Origin of the sequence: Sphingomonas sp. Leaf38 (genome assembly GCF_001421825.1) — a bacterium.
Taxonomy (GTDB): Bacteria; Pseudomonadota; Alphaproteobacteria; order Sphingomonadales; family Sphingomonadaceae; genus Sphingomonas.
The window spans coordinates 1408783-1425926 of sequence record NZ_LMLD01000011.1 but is presented as its reverse complement, the minus strand read 5'-3'; the positions used below and the strand labels follow the sequence as shown (position 1 = coordinate 1425926).

Annotated in this window: 13 protein-coding genes; 8 read left to right on the top strand and 5 right to left on the bottom strand. The window is 67.8% G+C overall.

Annotated features, from left to right (window positions below; all coding sequences use genetic code 11):
- Positions 1-61 precede the first annotated feature (61 nt).
- Together ASE88_RS13930 and ASE88_RS13925 are read left to right on the top strand one after the other, a co-directional pair.
- A complete protein-coding gene (locus tag ASE88_RS13930; RefSeq protein WP_055878210.1) occupies positions 62-985 on the top strand; it encodes an XdhC family protein in 924 nt (307 codons plus the stop codon).
- Positions 972-1589 carry a nucleotidyltransferase family protein gene (locus ASE88_RS13925; RefSeq protein ID WP_056478634.1) on the top strand — a complete coding sequence of 206 codons (618 nt, stop codon included), beginning with the start codon at positions 972-974 and terminating at the stop codon, positions 1587-1589. Before ASE88_RS13930 ends, ASE88_RS13925 begins: the two co-directional genes overlap by 14 nt.
- On the opposite strand, the gene ASE88_RS13920 is transcribed toward ASE88_RS13925, so the two are convergent.
- The 4 genes from ASE88_RS13920 to ASE88_RS13905 form a co-directional block, all read right to left on the bottom strand.
- Positions 1564-2772, bottom strand: a complete 1209-nt coding sequence (locus tag ASE88_RS13920; protein ID WP_056478632.1) for an ABC transporter permease — start codon at positions 2770-2772, stop codon at positions 1564-1566. The two genes, ASE88_RS13925 and ASE88_RS13920, sit on opposite strands and share 26 nt — an antisense overlap.
- A gap of 163 nt (positions 2773-2935) precedes the next feature.
- Positions 2936-3592: an ABC transporter ATP-binding protein gene (locus tag ASE88_RS13915; protein ID WP_082466592.1), complete on the bottom strand. Its 657-nt coding sequence runs from the start codon at positions 3590-3592 to the stop codon at positions 2936-2938.
- A 58-nt stretch (positions 3593-3650) separates the two neighbouring features.
- On the bottom strand, positions 3651-5033 hold the full coding sequence (locus tag ASE88_RS13910) for an efflux RND transporter periplasmic adaptor subunit (RefSeq protein ID WP_056478628.1): 1383 nt from the start codon (positions 5031-5033) through the stop codon (positions 3651-3653).
- The gene (locus ASE88_RS13905; RefSeq protein WP_056478626.1) at positions 5033-6517 is read right to left on the bottom strand and encodes an efflux transporter outer membrane subunit; all 1485 of its coding nucleotides are present in this window, start codon (positions 6515-6517) and stop codon (positions 5033-5035) included. The genes ASE88_RS13910 and ASE88_RS13905 overlap by 1 nt, the downstream gene beginning before the upstream one ends.
- 741 nt (positions 6518-7258) lie before the next feature.
- On the opposite strand from ASE88_RS13905, the gene otsB reads away from it, so the two are divergent.
- From otsB to ASE88_RS13890, 3 genes are read left to right on the top strand one after another with little or no spacing between them, the layout of a single operon-like run.
- Positions 7259-7972: a trehalose-phosphatase gene (gene otsB / locus ASE88_RS13900; protein WP_235527949.1), complete on the top strand. Its 714-nt coding sequence runs from the start codon at positions 7259-7261 to the stop codon at positions 7970-7972.
- Entirely contained in the window at positions 7969-9777 is a 1809-nt protein-coding gene (locus tag ASE88_RS13895) for a glycoside hydrolase family 15 protein (protein ID WP_056478622.1), read from the top strand. The genes otsB and ASE88_RS13895 overlap by 4 nt, the downstream gene beginning before the upstream one ends.
- On the top strand, positions 9774-11162 hold the full coding sequence (locus tag ASE88_RS13890) for an alpha,alpha-trehalose-phosphate synthase (UDP-forming) (protein ID WP_056478620.1): 1389 nt from the start codon (positions 9774-9776) through the stop codon (positions 11160-11162). The genes ASE88_RS13895 and ASE88_RS13890 overlap by 4 nt, the downstream gene beginning before the upstream one ends.
- Before the next feature lie 132 nt (positions 11163-11294).
- On the opposite strand, the gene ASE88_RS13885 is transcribed toward ASE88_RS13890, so the two are convergent.
- The gene (locus ASE88_RS13885; RefSeq protein ID WP_056479574.1) at positions 11295-12368 is read right to left on the bottom strand and encodes a mechanosensitive ion channel family protein; all 1074 of its coding nucleotides are present in this window, start codon (positions 12366-12368) and stop codon (positions 11295-11297) included.
- Between the two features lie 276 nt (positions 12369-12644).
- On the opposite strand from ASE88_RS13885, the gene ASE88_RS13875 reads away from it, so the two are divergent.
- From ASE88_RS13875 to ASE88_RS13865, 3 genes are all read left to right on the top strand, one after another.
- Complete coding sequence (locus tag ASE88_RS13875) at positions 12645-14303, top strand: MFS transporter (RefSeq protein ID WP_055878229.1); 1659 nt, start codon at positions 12645-12647, stop codon at positions 14301-14303.
- The gene (locus ASE88_RS13870) at positions 14300-15478 is read left to right on the top strand and encodes an HlyD family secretion protein (protein WP_055878231.1); all 1179 of its coding nucleotides are present in this window, start codon (positions 14300-14302) and stop codon (positions 15476-15478) included. The genes ASE88_RS13875 and ASE88_RS13870 overlap by 4 nt, the downstream gene beginning before the upstream one ends.
- Positions 15479-15735: 257 nt before the next feature.
- The gene (locus tag ASE88_RS13865; RefSeq protein WP_056478616.1) at positions 15736-17124 is read left to right on the top strand and encodes an efflux transporter outer membrane subunit; all 1389 of its coding nucleotides are present in this window, start codon (positions 15736-15738) and stop codon (positions 17122-17124) included.
- Positions 17125-17144: the final 20 nt, after the last annotated feature.

The following is a 17144-nucleotide window of genomic DNA, read 5'->3' as shown; positions in this document are numbered from 1 at the left end:
CCTCCACCAGCTGCGCTGGTCCCCCTCCCCGGTCCGGGGAGGATTAGAAAGAGAACGAGACATGGCCGAGAACGATAGCGTGATTGCCGCCGCCAAGGCGTGGAAGGGCGAAAAGATGGCGATCGCCACGGTCGTCTCGACCTGGGGATCCGCGCCGCGGCCCAAGGGTAGCCATATGCTCGTCCACGCCGATGGCCGGTTTGAAGGATCCGTGTCGGGCGGCTGCGTCGAGAGCGATATCCTTGCGACCGCCGCCGACGTGATCGCCGGCGCGCCGTTCCAGGTGCGGAACTACGGTGTCGCAGATGCGGCTGCGTGGGAAGTCGGCCTGCCATGCGGTGGCGAGATCGCGGTGATGGTGCAGCCGGTGTCGGCCGAGGGGTTCGATCCCGAGCTGTTCGACCGGATCGCCGGCGCGCGCGACCAGGGCGATGCGCTGACCGTCACGACCGACCTCAAGACCGGGCACAGCGACGCGCGGCCGTTCGAGACGGGCGAGGTGTTCGTCAACCGTTACGACCCGCCGCGCCGCCTGCTGATCGTCGGCGCGGTGCAGATCGCGCAGGCGCTGGCGGGCCTTGCGCGCGAACTCGGGATCGAGACGATCGTGATCGACCCGCGCGCGCGGTTCCTGACCGAGGAGCGGTTCCCCGGGGTGACACTCGACGATCGCTGGCCGGACGAGGCAATTGCGGCGCTCCGCCCCGGTCCCTCGACCGCGGTCGTGACGCTGAGCCACGACATCAAGATCGACGACCCTGCGCTGATCGCGGCGCTCGCGTCCGATGCCGCCTATGTCGGCGCGCTCGGCAGCCGCAAGAGCCACGCGGCACGGCGCGAGCGGCTTGCCTCGGAGGGCGTTACGGCCGAGAATATCGACCGGATCGATGCGCCGGTCGGGCTCGATATCGGCGCGATCGGACCATCAGAAATCGCGCTGTCGGTTGCGGCGGCGATGATAGGAGCGTTCAATGATCGCCGCTGAAAACGTCTTTCTCATCCTCCTCGCCGCGGGGCGTTCGGAGCGGTTCGGCATCCCCAACAAGCTCGAGGTGCCGTTCCTCAACAAGCCGCTGGGGCTGCACGTCGTCACCGCGTTCGAGAACATCCCGTTCAAGCGGCGGCTGGTCGTCACCGATGGCTGCAAGCTCGATTTCATCAGCGAGCGGTTCGACGTAGTCCACAATGACGACCCGTCCTCGGGTATGTCGCAGTCGGTGAAGCTCGGCGTGCAGCGTGCCAAGGACGAGGGTGCGGAGGCGGTACTGATCGCGCTCGCCGACATGCCGCGCGTGACCGCGGCGCATATCTACCGGATGCTCGATGCCGCCGACAGCGCGGACGCGGTGGTGGCATCGAGCGATGGCGAGAAGCCCTCGCCCCCTGCCCTGTTCGGGCGCGAGCGGTTCGATTTTCTGCTGACGCTCGACGGCGATGCGGGTGCGCGCGATCTGGTGAAGGCCGGGCGGCACGTCGTCACCGCGCCCGCCGAGCTGATCGATATAGACACGCCCGAGGATCTGGACCGGCTGCAGGCGCTGGTACACGATCCCAAGGCCGCGATCACTCGTGCCTTAACGCGTCGATAGGGTTCATCGCGGCGGCGCGGCGTGCGGGGAAATAGCCGAACACCACGCCGATGACCGCCGAGATGACGAAGGCGAAGATGTTGATTTCCGGCACGAAGATCCACTGAACCTTGATCAGCGGCGCGATAATGGCGATCGCGAGCTGCGCGATGACGAGGCCGATGACGCCGCCCAGGCACGACAGCGCGATCGCCTCGACCAGGAACTGCATCAGCACCTCGCGCGCGACCGCGCCGATCGCGAGACGGATGCCGATCTCGCGCGTGCGTTCGGTCACCGACACCAGCATGATGTTCATGATGCCGATCCCGCCGACCACTAGGCTGATCCCGGCGACCGCGGCGACGATGCCGGTCAGCAGCGTCGTGGTGCCGGTCAGCGTGTCCGAAATCTGCTTGGTATCGAAGATGTTGAAATTGTTGTCCTGCCCCGCGACGAGGTGGCGGCGTTCGCGCAGCAAATCGGTCAGCGACGCCTGAACCTGCTGCGTGTCATAGCCCTGATCGACGCCGACGAGGATCGCCGCGACGTTCTGGTTGCCCGTGAAGCGGCGCTGGACGGTCTTGATCGGCATCACGACGACATCGTCCTGATCGCCGCCGAAGCCCGCCTGCCCGCGCGTGCTGAGCGTGCCGATCACGTCGCACGAAATGTCGTTGAGCCGGATCCGTTTGCCGATCGGATCGACGCCGCGGAACAGGTTCTGGATGACGGTGTTGCCGATGATGCAGACCGCCTTGCCCGCGGCTTCCTCCTGGCCCGTAAAGATGCGGCCACCGGCGAGCGGCCAGGGCTGCACCTCGAAATAGGCGCCCGTGGTGCCGTTGATCGAGGTGGTCCAGTTCGCGCCGTTGTAGATCGCGGTGGCGCTGCGCTGTTCGGTGGGTGCGACCGCGGTCACGCCCGCGATCTGGCGGGCGATCGGATCGATGTCGTCCATCTTGAGCGGCGGCGGCGGTGGTCCGCCACCACCGCGGCCGAAGCCCTGGCCGGGACGGATCTGGAGGATGTTGGTGCCGAGCGACGAGATCGACTTCTGCACGGCCGCGGTAGTCGCCTGGCCGAGCGTCACCATCGTAACGACCGCGCCGACGCCGATGACGATGCCGAGAATGGTGAGGAACGAGCGCAGCAAGTGGCGGCGGATCGAGCGGAGCGCGAGGACGAGCGTGGTGCCGAACACTAGTGCGTCGCTCCGCTATCGAGGACGCTGGCTTGCTGCTCCCCTTCCGCTTGCGGGAGGGGTCGGGGGAGGGACTGACGTACGTACTGGAGACTGGTCAGTGGGGCACGCCCCTCCCCATTCCCCTCCCGCAGGCGGGAGGGGAATGGGTTGCGGGGGGCGCTCACGACTCCACCCTCTCGCCTTGCCGATGCTGGCTTTCGATGCGTTCCACCAGGCCGTCCTTGAAGTGAACGACGGTGCGCGCGAACGCGGCCATGTCGGGTTCGTGGGTAACCATCAGCACGGTGATGTTCTTCTCCGCGTTCAGCCGCGTGAGGAGCTGCATGATCTCGATCGAGCGTTCGCTGTCGAGATTGCCGGTGGGTTCGTCCGCCAGCAGCACGTCGGGACTGGTTACCAGTGCGCGCGCGATCGCGACGCGCTGTTGCTGGCCGCCCGACAGTTCGGCGGGGGTATGGTCCCACCAGTCCGCGAGGCCGACCGTGTCGAGGCTCGCCATCGCCGCATCGCGCCGCGCGCGCTTTTCGTCACCACGATACAGCAGGGGCAGTTCGACATTCTCCAGCGCGGACGTGCGCGAGAGCAAGTTGAAGCCCTGGAACACGAAGCCGAGATAGTTGCGGCGGAGCAGCGCGCGCTGGTCGCGGTCGAGCGTCTCGACGTGGTAGCCGCGGAAGGTGAAGGTCCCCGCGCTCGGCACGTCGAGGCAGCCGAGGATGTTCATCGTCGTCGACTTGCCCGACCCGGACGGCCCCATCACCGCGACGAAATCGCCCGCCGCGATGTCGAGATCGACGCCTTTCAGCGCCTGGAACATCGTCGCGCCCTGCCCGTACGTCTTGGTGACGCCGCGCAGACTTATCAGCGGGGGCGGATTACTGGCCACCGCCCCCACCCTTGCTGGCGCCCCCGGCGCGGCGGCTGCCGCCGGACTTGCTGGAATCGGTGCCGGTGGCGAGCTGACCGATGATGATCTGCGCGCCGGGCTGGAGATTGCCCGACAGGACTTCGGTCATCGTCCCGTTGGTGTCGCCCGTGGTGATCTGCACCGGCTGCGGCGTGCCATCCGTGCCCTTGACGTAGATCGTCTGCTGCGACCCGCGATCGAGCTTGGCGGTCCGCGCGTTGCCACCGGCGCCGCGGCGCGGGCGGAAGGTCAGCGAGCCGGCGATGCCGCCGCCCGAATCCTTGGCGCCGTCCGCGCTCGGCTTGAAGCGCAGCGCGGCGTTCGGGACGAGCATGACGTTGCGCTTGTCCGAGGTGACGATGTCCGCGGTCGCGGTCATGCCGGGGCGCAGCGTCAGCGACGGATTGCCGACGGTGAGGTCGGCCGCATAGGACACGACCTGGCCGGTGGAGGTCGTCGTGGTCGTGGTCGACGAGGTCGCCGAACTGACGGTCAGGTTCGAGCCGAGATCGACCCTGGTGATCGTCGCGGGGAAGGTCTGGCCGGGAAACGCATCCACCGTGAAGCTGGCCTTCTGGCCGACCTTGACCTCGCCGACGTCCGCCTCGTCGATCGCGACCTCGAGCTTCATCTTGGTCAGGTCTTCGGCAATCACGAACAGCGTCGGCGTGTTGAACGACGAGGCGACGGTCTGGCCCGGATCGATCTGACGCGCGAGCACGACGCCGGTGACGGGCGAGCGGATGATCGCGCGGGCGCGCTGCGTCTGGTTCTGCGCGAGCAGCGCGCGGCTGGCGACGACATTGGCCTCGGCGACCTTCTGCGCGGCGACGGCACGGGCGTAATCGGCGCGGCCGGTCTGGAGTTCGGTCTTCGATGGCACGCGGCCGCTGGATAGGCGCGAAACCTCTTCGAGGCGGTTCAACTGTGCGCGGGATTCGGACACGGTGGCCTGCGCCTGCGCGACCTGCGCCTGGTTCGCGGCGAGCTGTGCGCTGGTCTGGCGGATCTGGTCGTCGAGCTGTTCGGGATCGATCAGCGCGAGCGGCTGGCCTGCCGTTACGCGGTCGTTGACGTCGACCACGACCTTGGTGACGAGACCCGACAGCTGCGAGCCGACCGTGACCTGAGTGGTCGGCGCGAGCTTGCCGGTGGCGGACACCGTGACGGTCAGGTTGCCGCGCCGCGCCGCCTGCGTCGAATATTGCGTCTGTTCCTTGGCGCCGAAGCAGCGTGCGAGAAGGAGGCAGAGCAGCACGACGCCGATCGCGATCGCGACCCATTTGACGTACCGCCGCCAGGGCGCTTGCGGCTTGACGCCGAGGAAGTCGTCGATCGATGCGTCGGCCATCAGCGTGCCTCTGAAGTGTTTGGGGCGCTAGGTGGCGCTTCGGGAATGACGGTCGAGTCCCAGCCGCCGCCGAGCGCGGCATAGAGCGCGATCAGCGCGGTCGCGGCGTCGGCGCGCGCCTGTGTCGCCCCGTTGCGCGCGGACAGGAGGGCGGTTTCCTGCTGGTTAAGCGTGGTGAAATCGGTGAGGCCGGTGCGGTACTGGCTGCGGCTCAGTATCGCGGAGTTGTTGGACGCGTCGAGCGCGATCGCGAATTGTCGCTCGCGTTCCTGCGCGGTCTGGAGTGCGACGACGGCGTTCTCGACGTCTTCGAAGGCGGTGAGCACGGTCGATTTGTACAGCGCGAGCGCGCCGTCGGTGGCGGCCTCGCTCGTCCGGACCTGTGAGCGAAGACGGCCGCCGTTGAAGATCGCCTGGGTGAGGCCGGCGAACAGGCTGCCGGTAATCGCATCGCCGATGCTGCCGAGCGACGTCGCGTTGGTGTTGAGGTTGCCGGTGATCGCGAGCGCCGGATAAAGCTGTGCCTTGGCGACGCCGATCCGCGCGGTGGCGGCGGCGAGCGCGCGTTCGGCGGAGCGGATGTCGGGACGCTGGCGGAGCGTGTCGCCGGGAATACCGACGCCGACCGCCGCGGGGCCGGTCGGGATCGACTTGACCGGTGCCATCAGCGGACGGAGCGCGCCGGGGGCCTGACCGGTGAGGATGCCGATCCGCGCGACGGCGGCGGCATATTGCTGATCGAGGCTGGGGATCGTCGCCGCGGTCTGTGCACGCTGGGCGCGGGCCTGTTCGGCGTCGACGCTGGAGACGAGGCCGGCCTGGACGCGGAAGCCCGCGATTTCGAGATTGTCGTCCTGGATCGCGAGCGACGCGCGGGCATTGGCGAGCTGTTGCTGATACAACCGCGCGAGGACGTAGTTGCGTGCGACCTCGCTCTCAACCAAGATCAGGACGGTGGCGTAGTCGTAGCCCGATGCGGCATAGTCCGCGCGGCTCGCCTCGACGGTACGGCGGATCTCTCCGAAGACGCCGACCTGATAGCTGGCGCTGGCGCCGAGCGAAACGCTGTTGGTGCCGCCGCCGCCGGTGTCGACGAGCGTGCCGTCGGGCAGCGTGAACGAGCGCCCACCGCCGCGGACATTCTCGTTGCGTTGATACCCTGCGGATCCGCTGACGGTCGGGAGCAACGAGGCGCGGTTCTGGATCAGGCTTTCGCGCGCCTGACGGAGGCGGGCGACCGACTGCGCGAGGTCGAGATTGGTGGCGGCGGCCTGTTCGACGAGCTGGCCTAGGACGGGGTCGTCGAACTTCTGCCACCAGCGGGTAAGATCTTCGGGGCTGGTCGCGGGGGTGACCGAATAAGCGTCCGGAACACCGAGTTCGGCCGCAGCCTTCGGGCGATAGTCGGGGCCGACGGTGCAGCCTGCGAGCAGGATCCCTCCGGATACGGCGGATGCGATGAAAGGAAGCCGGACTCGGAACATGGGCGGCAGGCATGGCCAACGGGCTTGGGCTAGTCCAGCGCTTTTGTGTCGCGAGGTGTCGCAGACGGGATGGGTGCTGCGAGTGTGGAGCGTTTCGGACACTGTGCTGTCCGGCGTGTACCTGTGTAGAATTCTGTAGCGCCTGAGCGCGGTATCCCCGCCGACGTTCCCGTTCCCCCGCAGGCGGGGATCCCCCTGACCGAGAGTCGGCGGGTATGCTGACGGGTTCGCCAGTCTGGGTTCCCGCCTTCGCGGGAATGACCGAGGAGAGGTGAGCATCGTATCCGCTGGCACCTCGCCGGCTGAGCCGGGGGTCCAGCCGGAACGTCGGACACGACAGGGCGCAGCGGGGATCATTGCCGTCCGACAACTGGAAGCCGGCCTTCGCCCGCGTGGTGTCCGCGGGGTTCGGGGGGTTCGGGGGGGTCGGGGGGTTCGGGGGGTTCGGGGGGTTCGGGGGGTTCGGGGGGCCTTCATCCCATAAACTGCTCTCCCGCGTAGCCGGGAGCCCAGGGTTACCGGGTCCGGGGCTCCCGCCTTCGCGGGAGAACGGCAGGGGGAGCGAGCTACGCCCTGCCTCCAAGCCCGCTCCGCACCAGAATAATCGAACCGCACCCGTTCCAATTTCGCAGTGCAGCGGAACGTAGCGGCATGCCCGGGGGTTTGACGCCCATGCTAGCCGAACGCCAGCCCGCGACTGAAGTCCTCGCGCCGCCGCCTGTCGCGCTCGATCCGCCACCCGTGGCCCTCGACACCGTCAGCCTCTTCTTCGATTTCGACGGCACGCTGGTCGATCTCGCCGCGACCCCCGACGCGGTCCTTGTAGACCAGCCCCTGCGCGACACACTCGACAGCCTTGCCGAACACTATCCCGGACGTGTGGCGATCATTAGCGGCCGGTCGATCGAACAGCTCGACTCGATGCTTGGCGACCATGCGCGAAGATTCGCGGTCGCGGGCAGCCACGGTGCCGAGCGCAGGACGCCCGAAGACGGCCATTTTGCCGCCGCACGGCCTGCCTCGCTCGAAGCCGCAGCCGAGGAATTCGCCGCCTTTGCCGCCGCGAACGGCCTCGTCTATGAGGCCAAGAGCCTCGGCGCGGGCCTGCATTACCGGATGGCCCCGGCGTTTGAGGCCGACGCCGTGGCCCTCGCCGAGACGCTGGCCGCACGCCACGGTCTCACGCTCCAGCGCGGCAAGATGATGGTCGAACTGCGCACCCCCGGCGACAAGGGCGCTGCGCTCCGTTCCCTGATCGCCGCGCCCGCAATGGCCGGCACCATGCCCTTCTTTTTCGGCGACGACGTCACCGACGAGGACGGCTTTGAAGCCGCGCGCGGTCTCGGCGGCGCCGGCGTGCTGATCGGCGAAAACCGTGCCACCGCCGCCACCTATCGCCTGAACGACGTAGCCGCGCTCCGTGGCTGGATCGCCGCCATATTGGAAACACGATGACCGCACCGACCCTCCCCGCTTCTCCCCAGGCCGACATGAACCTCTGGCCGATCGGCAATTGCCAGGTGTCTGCGCTCATCGACACGACCGGCACGTTGGTCTGGGGCTGCGTGCCGCGCGTCGATGGCGACCCGGCATTCTGCGCGCTGCTTGGCGGCGATGCACCCGAGACCGGGTTCTGGGCGATCGAACTCGAAGGCGCTGCGAAGACCACGCAGGCCTATATTCGCAACACGCCGATCCTGGTGACGCGGCACGAGGACGAGGCCGGCAACGCGGTCGAGATCACCGATTTCTGCCCGCGCTTCGTCCGTGAGGGCCGCACCTATCGCCCGACCAGCTTCGTGCGGATCGTCAAGCCGGTCGCGGGTTCGCCGCGAATCCGGATCCGGATGCGCGTCGCGACCAACTGGGGCAAGCCGACCGATCATACGCAGGGCTCGAACCATATCCGGTTCCTGATGGCCGACCAGACGCTGCGGCTGACCACCGACGCGCCGGTCGGGCATATCGTCGGCGAGAACTGGTTCCGCCTCGAACGGCCGATGCACCTGTTCCTCGGCCCCGACGAAAGTTTCGCGGGTGTGCTGCACGAGGCCGCCGAGGCAATGCTCTCGCGGACCAAGGAAGAATGGCGCCACTGGGTCCGCGGGCTCGCGACGCCGGTCGAATGGCAGGACGTCGTCATCCGCGCCGCGATCACGCTGAAGCTGTGCCAGCACGAGGAGACCGGCGCGATCGTCGCCGCGCTGACCACCTCGATCCCCGAGCATGAGGGGTCGGAACGCAACTGGGATTACCGCTATTGCTGGATCCGCGACGCCTATTACACGGTGCAGGCGCTCAACCGGCTTGGCGCGCTTGACGTGCTCGAGGGGTATCTTGAATATCTGCGCAACATCGTCGATGCGTCGAAGGGCGGCCATGTCCAGCCGCTCTATGGCGTGGGGGGCGAGTCGACGCTGGTCGAGCGGACCGAGAGCGACCTGCCCGGCTATCGCGGGATGGGCCCGGTCCGCGTCGGCAACCAGGCGTACGAGCAGATCCAGCACGACGCGTACGGCCAGATCATCCTGTCCGACGTCCAGGCATTCTTCGACAAGCGGCTGTTCCGGATGTCGAGCGAGGAGGATTTCAAGAGCCTCGAACTGGTCGGCGACCGTGCGTGGGAAACCTACGACAAACCCGACGCCGGGCTGTGGGAGCTCCGGACCAGGGCGCATGTCCACACCTATTCCGCCGCGATGTGCTGGGCGGCGTGCGACCGGCTTGCCAACGCGGCGGGCGTGCTCGGGCTCGAGGATCGCCGGGCGTTCTGGAACGAGCGCGCGGACACGATCCGCACGACGATCGAGACGTCGGCCTGGCGCGAGGATACGCAGCGTATCTCCGCGACGTTCGGCGGCGACGATCTCGACGCGAGCCTGATCCAGCTGCTCGACCTGCGGTTCTTCGCGCCCGACGATCCGCGGTTCCAGTCGACGCTAAAGGCGGTCGAGCAAGGGCTGCGTCGCGGCAGCCATATGCTGCGCTATGCGACCGAGGATGATTTCGGGCTGCCGCATACCGCGTTCAACGTCTGCACCTTCTGGCTGATCGAAGCGCTGCACGCGACGGGTCGCACCGCCGATGCGCGCGAACTGTTCGACGAGATGGTCGCGCGCCGTACCCCTGCAGGCCTGTTGTCGGAAGATATCGATCCTGCGACCGGCGAGCTGTGGGGAAATTATCCGCAAACCTATTCGCTGGTGGGGCTGATCAACTGCGCGGTCCTGCTCAGTAAGCCCTGGAGTGCCGTCCGATGAGCCGCCTCGTCGTCATCTCGAACCGGGTCCAGTCGGTCGATGCGCCCTCGGGCAACCAGGGCGGACTCGCCGTCGCGCTGCTCGCGGCGCTCCGCGAAAAGGGCGGCGTGTGGTTCGGATGGTCGGGCGAAACGACCGACAAGTTCACCGGCCACATCAATTTCCAGCAGGGCAAGGGCGTCACCACCGCGACGATCGATCTCGAAGAGCAGGATTTCGACGAATATTATAACGGCTATGCGAACCGGACCCTATGGCCGCTGTTCCACTACCGGATCGACCTGACCGAGTTTGAACGCGATTTCTCCAGCGGCTACGCGCGGGTCAACACGCGCTTTGCCGAGACGGTGCTGCCGCTGATCGAGCCCGAGGATCTGGTGTGGGTCCACGACTATCACCACGTCCCGTTGGGTCAGGAACTGCGCAAGCTGGGGGTCGAGAACAAGATCGGGTTCTTCCTCCACATCCCGTGGCCGCCGATGGCGATGTTGCTGTCGCTGCCAAGCCACCGCGCGCTGGTCGAATCGATGTTCGCGTACGACGTCGTGGGGTTCCAGACGCAGGACTGGCTCGACAGCTTCCTGCATTACGTCACGAGCCAGCTCGACGGCGTGGTGGGCGAGGACGGCTGGGTGACGGTCGGCGACCGTACGATCAAGGCGATCACCACGCCGATCGGGATCGAGACCGCGGACTTCGAGAAGTCCGCCAACAGCGACACCGCGCGGCATGCCAAGGAGCGGATGTACATGTCCGCGACCGGACGCAGCCTGATCGTCGGGGTCGACCGGCTCGATTATTCCAAGGGTCTGGCCGAGCGATTTGCCGGGTATGAGCGCTTCCTGGGGTCGCACCCAGACCGGGCGGGGCTCGTTTACATGCTCCAGATCGCGCCGCCGAGCCGCGAGAAGGTCGATACCTACCAGGAGATCCGCGCAAACCTCGATTCGATGTCCGGTCGTATCAACGGCGAATATTCGGATATCGACTGGACGCCGATCCGCTACGTCAACCGCGGCTTCCCGCGCGATGTGCTGGCGGGGATCTACCGCGCGGCCCGCGTCGGGCTGGTGACGCCGCTGCGCGACGGGATGAACCTGGTCGCCAAGGAATATGTAGCGGCGCAGGATCCCGAGGACCCGGGCGTGTTGATCCTGTCGCACTTTGCGGGTGCCGCCGCGCAGTTGAAAGATGCGGTGCTGGTCAATCCGTACAGCCCCGAAGAGATGTCCGACGCGATCGCGCGCGCACTGTCGATGCCGCTGGCGGAACGCAAGGCGCGCTGGGAGAAGCTGATCGATAACGTCCGCAAGGAAGACGTGATGTGGTGGTGCGAGCTGTTCATCACCGCGCTGGAAGCGGTGCCCGAGCACATCGAGGCCTGATTAATCCTCCCCCGCCAAAGGGGAGGTGGCTGGCATTAGCCAGTCGGAGGGGGAGGACGCGCGACGCCGGTTGATCTATCCTCCCCCTCCGTAGCCTCTGGCGCCACATCCCCCTGGCGGGGGAGAATAGTTTCAGGGGCGGGGTATAGGATCCGACGCCATCAGCAGGCGGTTGCGCGGGATCGCCTCGGGCATCTCGTCGCGGATGTATTTCAGCAGGGCCTCGCGCACGTCGCACCGTAGGTCGAACGCGATGGCCGCGTCCTTGGCGGTCATCAGTCCGCGCAGCTCGATGCAGTCGGTCTTCACGTCGGTGACCTGGAGGTTGTAGAACCGCTTGTCCCACCGCGGGTTCGACGTGATGATCTCGCCCAGTTTCTCGCGCAGCCGCGGCACATCCGCCGACGGATCGAGGTACCAGAACACTGACCCCATCAACTGGCTGGTCTCGCGCGTCCAGTTCTGGAAGCTCTGCTCAAGGAACTTCGACACTGGCACGACGAGGCGCCGTTCGTCCCAGATCTTGACGACCACGAAGGTCAGGTTGATCTGCTCGACGCGCCCCCATTCACCGTCGATGATCAATACGTCGTCGAGCCGGATCGGCTCGGTGAACGCCATCTGCACGCCCGCGATCAAATTCTTCAGCGCAGGCTGCGCGGCGGCACCGACGACGAGGCCGGCGATACCCGCCGACGCCATCAGCGTGACGCCGATCGATCGGATGCCGGGCACGCTCAGCAGCATCAGGCAGACGCTGATGAAGATGATGAAGAACGTGCCGATGCGCCCGAGGATCGCCGCGCGGGTGCGCTTGCGGCGTGCACGAAGATTGTCCTCGACCGTGATGTCGGCGCGGATCTCGATCACGTCCTGAAACGCGCGCAACGCCGCCGCCGCGAGCCAGCCCAGCAGCGCGGGCACGAGGAAGCCGAGCAGCTGCTTCCACAAATCCTCGACGTCATTGTCCATCGGCAGGATCCGCGCGACGAACGCGACCGCGATGATGACGAACACGGCACGCAACGGGCGGCGTATCCGGGCGAGAACAAGGCCGTCGGTCTTGGCGGTGGTACGACGCTGGGCATGGCCTGCGATCCGCATCGTCAGCCAATGCGCGACCAGCGCGAACAGAACCGCCGCCGAGACGACGGCGACGCTTTCTACCCAGACCCATTGGGGCGGTATGTGGAGCGATCTGAACATGCGCATGATGGCGCAACGGCGCGCGAGCAGGGATGTTCCGCTGCGGTGCAGCATGAGCACGGTCAACACGGCCAGCTTCGCAAACGAGTCCTTTCCCGGCGCAGGCCGGGGTCCAGTTGGAAAGGTCGCAATCATGAAGCGCTGTTCGCCGTTCCTCGCGCTCCCCGACTGGGTCCCCGCCTTCGCCGGGGAGGCGTGCGTTTCGTGACCCCTTTGCGCCAGCCCGTCAGCGTTCCCGGATGACGACCGCCCCCGATCGTGCCAAAACGCCCCCCGATGATAGCCCGGAGAATCAGACACTTCCTGAGCGAAGAGGACTGGCAGTTCGCGCCCCACGAACTGCCCGTGCTGCCCGGCTCCCCCGGCTCGCCACTCCACCCGCGCCGTCGGCAGATCGCCTATGCGCTGATCGGCATCCTGCTCGGGCTCACGGTCGGCTTCGGCAATGCGTTGATCAGCGCCAACACCTACACGCTGCAGGGCGCACTCGGACTCGATCCGGCGCAGATCGCCTGGCTGCCAACGGTTTATGTGATGACCAACGTCAGCATCAACCTGCTGATGATCAAGTTCCGTGCACAATTCGGGCTGCGACCGTTCGCGATGATCTTCCTGATCCTCTATGTGCTGATCACGCTCGCGCATCTGTTCGTGCACGGTTTCGCGACCGCGATCGCGGTGCGCGCGATCAGCGGCATGGCAGGCGCGGCGCTCAGCAGCCTGTGCCTGTATTATGTGATGCAGTCGCTGCCGGCGAAATGGCGACTGAAGGCGGTGGTGCTCGGCATCGGCATCCCGCAATGCGCGACGCCGCTTGCGCGGCTGTTCTCGCCGGACCTGCTGGCGATGTCGCAGTGGCGCACGCTGTACCTGTTCGAACTCGGGCTCGCCTTGCTGTCGCTCGCCGCGGTCGCAGCCCTCCGCCTGCCGCCGACGACGCGGAGCAAGGCGTTCGAGCCCCTCGACTTCCTCACATTCGTGCTGTTCGCGGGCTCGACCGCACTGTTCGCCGCGGTGCTCGGGCTCGGGCGGATCGTGTGGTGGACCAATGCGCCGTGGATCGGCTGGGCGCTGATCGCGGCGATCCCGATGTTCGCCGCCGCGCTGGTCGTCGAGCATCACCGCGCCAACCCGCTGCTCAACACGCGGTGGCTCGGCAGCGCCGACATCGTCCGCTTCACGATCGTTATCGTCATGGCGCGGATCGTGCTGTCGGAGCAGACCTATGCCGCGGTCGGATTGCTGACCGTGCTGGGGCAGAACAACGACCAGTTGGTGCCGTTCTTCCTGATCATCTTCGTCGCTTCGGTCGCGGGAGTCATCGCGAGCGCGGTGACGCTCGACGTCGAGCGGCTCGGCCATCCGATCATGCTCGCGATCGGACTCGTCGCGGTGGCGGCCTGGTTCGATTCCTACGCGACCAGCCTGACGCGCGCGCCGCAGATGTACGTCACGCAGGCGATCATCGGCTTTTCCGCGACGTTCTTCCTCGGCCCCGCGCTGCTGTTCGGCATGACCCGCGCGCTGAAGGAAGGCGCAGGCCATATCATCAGCTTCATCGCGCTGTTCGGGATCATCAATTCGCTGGGCGGGCTCGGCGGCACCGCGCTGCTCGGCAGCTATCAGGTGATTCGCGAGAAGGCGAACAGCGTGGCGCTGGTCCAGCAGATCTCGCCGACCGACCCGATCGTCGCGCAGCGTATCGCCGCGGGCGGCGCCGCGGTCAGCCGGGTGATCGTCGATCCGACGCTGCGGACCGCCGAGGGGGCGGCGATCCTGTCGCAAACCACCACGCGCGAAGCAAACGTGCTTGCGTATGACGACGTCTTCCGGTTGATCGCCGTTCTCGCGGGGGGGACGTTCGGCTATCTGCTGTTCCTGCTGGCGAGACGCGCGCGACGCGAACGGCGCACGCGGCTGGAGGGGACGACATGACCGACGCGCGCAGCCCGGTGGCCGAAGGACCGGCGACCGAAGAGAAGATCGCAGAGGCGGCACCATCGCCGGCGCCCTCCCCGCCCCCGGCCGCTCCGGCCACGCCGGTCGGGTCGGGCTGGCGACCGCAGCCGCCGAGCCGCAACGTCATCATCATCATCGCGTTACTGGCGGTGGCGGGCGTGTGCGCGGTGCTCGCGGCGTGGCGGCTGCCGCCGTTCGCGACGACCTATCAATCGACCGACAACGCCTATGTCCGCGGCCGGACGACGGTGATCAGCCCGCAGGTGAGCGGCTATGTCACGCAGGTGCTCGTGCGCGATTTCGCCGATGTGAAGCAGGGCGATCCGCTCGTGAAGATCGATGACCGCATCTACCGCCAGCGAGTCGACCAGGCGCAGGCACAGGTCGATGCGCAAGCCGCGACGCTCGCGAACAGTCGCCAGACCGCGGCCAGCCGAGAGGCGACGTTCGCGGCACAGGACGCCGCGGTCGCGAACGCCGCCGCGCAGCTGATGCGGGCGCAGGCGGATATGGCGCGCGTCAACGATTTGGTCACCGACGGCTCGGTGTCGTTGCGCGAGCGCGACCAGACGCTGGCGGCGCTGCGCCAGGCGCAGGCGCAGGTCCAGCAAGCCAAGGCCGCGCGCGAGATCGCCCGGCAGGACATCCGCACGGTCGAGGTCGGCCGCGGCGGGCAGCAGGCGGGCGTCTCGGGGGCCGAGGCGGCGCGAAGCCTCGCGCAGATCGACCTCGCCAACACCGTCATCCGCGCGCCCGAGACGGGGCGGCTGAGCGAGGTCGGCGTCCGCCTCGGCCAATATGTGACCGCGGGGTCGCAGCTGATGTTCCTGGTGCCGCCCGAAACCTGGGTGATCGCGAACTTCAAGGAAGCGCAGACCGCGCGGATGGCGGTCGGCCAGCCGGCGTCGTTCACGGTGGACGGGCTCGCAAACGAACGGCTGACTGGGCATGTCGAGCGGATCTCGCCCGCCGCGGGGTCCGAATTCGCGGTGCTGAAGGCGGATAATGCGACGGGCAACTTCACCAAGGTGCCGCAGCGGATCGCGGTACGGATCCGCGTCGACGCCGGCCAGCGGCTGAGCGCACGGTTGCGGCCGGGCATGTCGGTGCAGGCGCGCGTGGACACTGCCGGCGGACCGGGCGTCCGGTGATGCCGCCCAACCCCGACGTCACGCCCGCGTCCTGTTCTCCCGCGAAGGCGGGAGCCCAGACTGTGTCCCCGCCTTCGCGGGGACACAGGGGAAATGCCACTGCCCCAGAACAAACCACCTCGATCCAGGCCACCACCTCAATCCTGGCCACCACACCGGCGAAGGCCGGGGCCCAGTTGGGGGACGGCTGTAACGAAGCACAGTCCGCCGTTACTACGACCTTTCCACCTGGGCCCCGGCCTGCGCCGGGGTGGCGGTTGATTCGGGATATTGGGATCCTCCCCCTAGCCCTCCTCGCCGGCGCCTGCATCGGCCCCCGCCCCGAGGCACCCGCGACCACCGCGGTTGCCCCGCCCCCCGCATGGCGTACCACGCTCGGGCCCGGCGCGCCGATCCGTGCGGACTGGTGGAGCGCGTTCGGCGATCCCGCGCTTACGGCGCTCGTCGCGCGTGCGCTGGCGAACAGCCCCGATCTCGGCGCCGCCGCCGCGCGGATCGACGAGGCGCGCGCCACCGCGCGTCTCGCCCGCGCGCAACAGACCCCGCTCGTGAACGGCTCGGCGCCGAGCACCACCGGCCAGACGGTCAACGCGTTCGGCCTGCCCTCCGACGCGATCGGCGCGCAGCCCTCGGTCAGCATCAGCTACGATCTCGACCTGTTCGGCCGCCTCCGCCAGGCGAGCCGCGCGGCGCAGGCACAGTTGCTCGCCAGCCAGGCGGCGCAGGACACAGTACGGCTCGGGATCGCGAGCAGCGTCGCGACCGGCTACATCACGCTGCGCGCGCTCGACCTGCGCCTCGCAGTCGCGCGGCAGACGCTGGCGGCGCGTGCGGAGGGCCTGCGGATCGCCCGCCGCCGCGCCGAGACCGGCTACACCTCGAACCTCGAACTTCGCCAGTCCGAGGCCGAATATCACGCCACCGAACAACTCGTCCCCGCCGCACAGCTCGCGATCAGCCGGCAGGAAAATGCGCTCAGCCTGTTGCTCGGCGACAACCCGGGCCCGATCCCCCGCGGGCGCACGCTCGACCAGCTCGCCGCGCCGGCGATCCCCGACGGCCTGCCCGCCGACCTGCTCCGCCGCCGCCCCGATCTCTATCAGGCGGAACAGACGTTGGTGGCGACCGACCGCTCGCTCGACAGCGCACGCGCGGCGATGTTGCCGAACCTCGCACTGACCGGCTCGGCGGGGGTGGTGCTCTCGAGCGCGCTGGCGAACCCGATCGCGGTATTCTCAATCGGCGCGAGCGTGCTGAGCCCGATCTTCGACGGCGGCAGGCTCGGCGCGCAGGCCGACGCCGCCACCGCGCGCCGCGACCAGGCGGCGTTCGCCTATCGCCGCACCGCGTTGCAGGCGTTCCGCGAGGTCGACGACAGTCTGGCGGGTGTGCAACGCTCGGGCCAGCAGGCGGTGGCGCTCGCCGGGCAGCGCGATGCGCTCGCGGGGGCGCTGCGCAACGCATCGAACCGCTACCGGGCAGGGTATTCGGCGTATATCGATCAGCTCGATGCGCAGCGCGGGTTGCTGACCGCCGAGCTGTCGCTGGTGCAGGCACGCGCGGATCGGCTGACCGCCTATGTCACGCTGTATCAGGCGATGGGCGGAGGCTGGTCGCGGGCGGACAGCGAGAGCGTCCAGCGATAACGCTCTCCCCCCGGAGGCGG

Coding starts and splice junctions, on each gene's coding strand:
- ASE88_RS13930 (WP_055878210.1), top strand. CDS start 62: ATGGCCGAGAACGATAGCGTGATTGCCGCCGCCAAGGCGTGGAAGGGC.
- ASE88_RS13925 (WP_056478634.1), top strand. CDS start 972: ATGATCGCCGCTGAAAACGTCTTTCTCATCCTCCTCGCCGCGGGGCGT.
- ASE88_RS13915 (WP_082466592.1), bottom strand. CDS start 3,592: ATGTTCCAGGCGCTGAAAGGCGTCGATCTCGACATCGCGGCGGGCGAT.
- ASE88_RS13910 (WP_056478628.1), bottom strand. CDS start 5,033: ATGGCCGACGCATCGATCGACGACTTCCTCGGCGTCAAGCCGCAAGCG.
- ASE88_RS13905 (WP_056478626.1), bottom strand. CDS start 6,517: ATGTTCCGAGTCCGGCTTCCTTTCATCGCATCCGCCGTATCCGGAGGG.
- ASE88_RS13895 (WP_056478622.1), top strand. CDS start 7,969: ATGACCGCACCGACCCTCCCCGCTTCTCCCCAGGCCGACATGAACCTC.
- ASE88_RS13890 (WP_056478620.1), top strand. CDS start 9,774: ATGAGCCGCCTCGTCGTCATCTCGAACCGGGTCCAGTCGGTCGATGCG.
- ASE88_RS13885 (WP_056479574.1), bottom strand. CDS start 12,368: ATGTTCAGATCGCTCCACATACCGCCCCAATGGGTCTGGGTAGAAAGC.
- ASE88_RS13875 (WP_055878229.1), top strand. CDS start 12,645: ATGATAGCCCGGAGAATCAGACACTTCCTGAGCGAAGAGGACTGGCAG.
- ASE88_RS13870 (WP_055878231.1), top strand. CDS start 14,300: ATGACCGACGCGCGCAGCCCGGTGGCCGAAGGACCGGCGACCGAAGAG.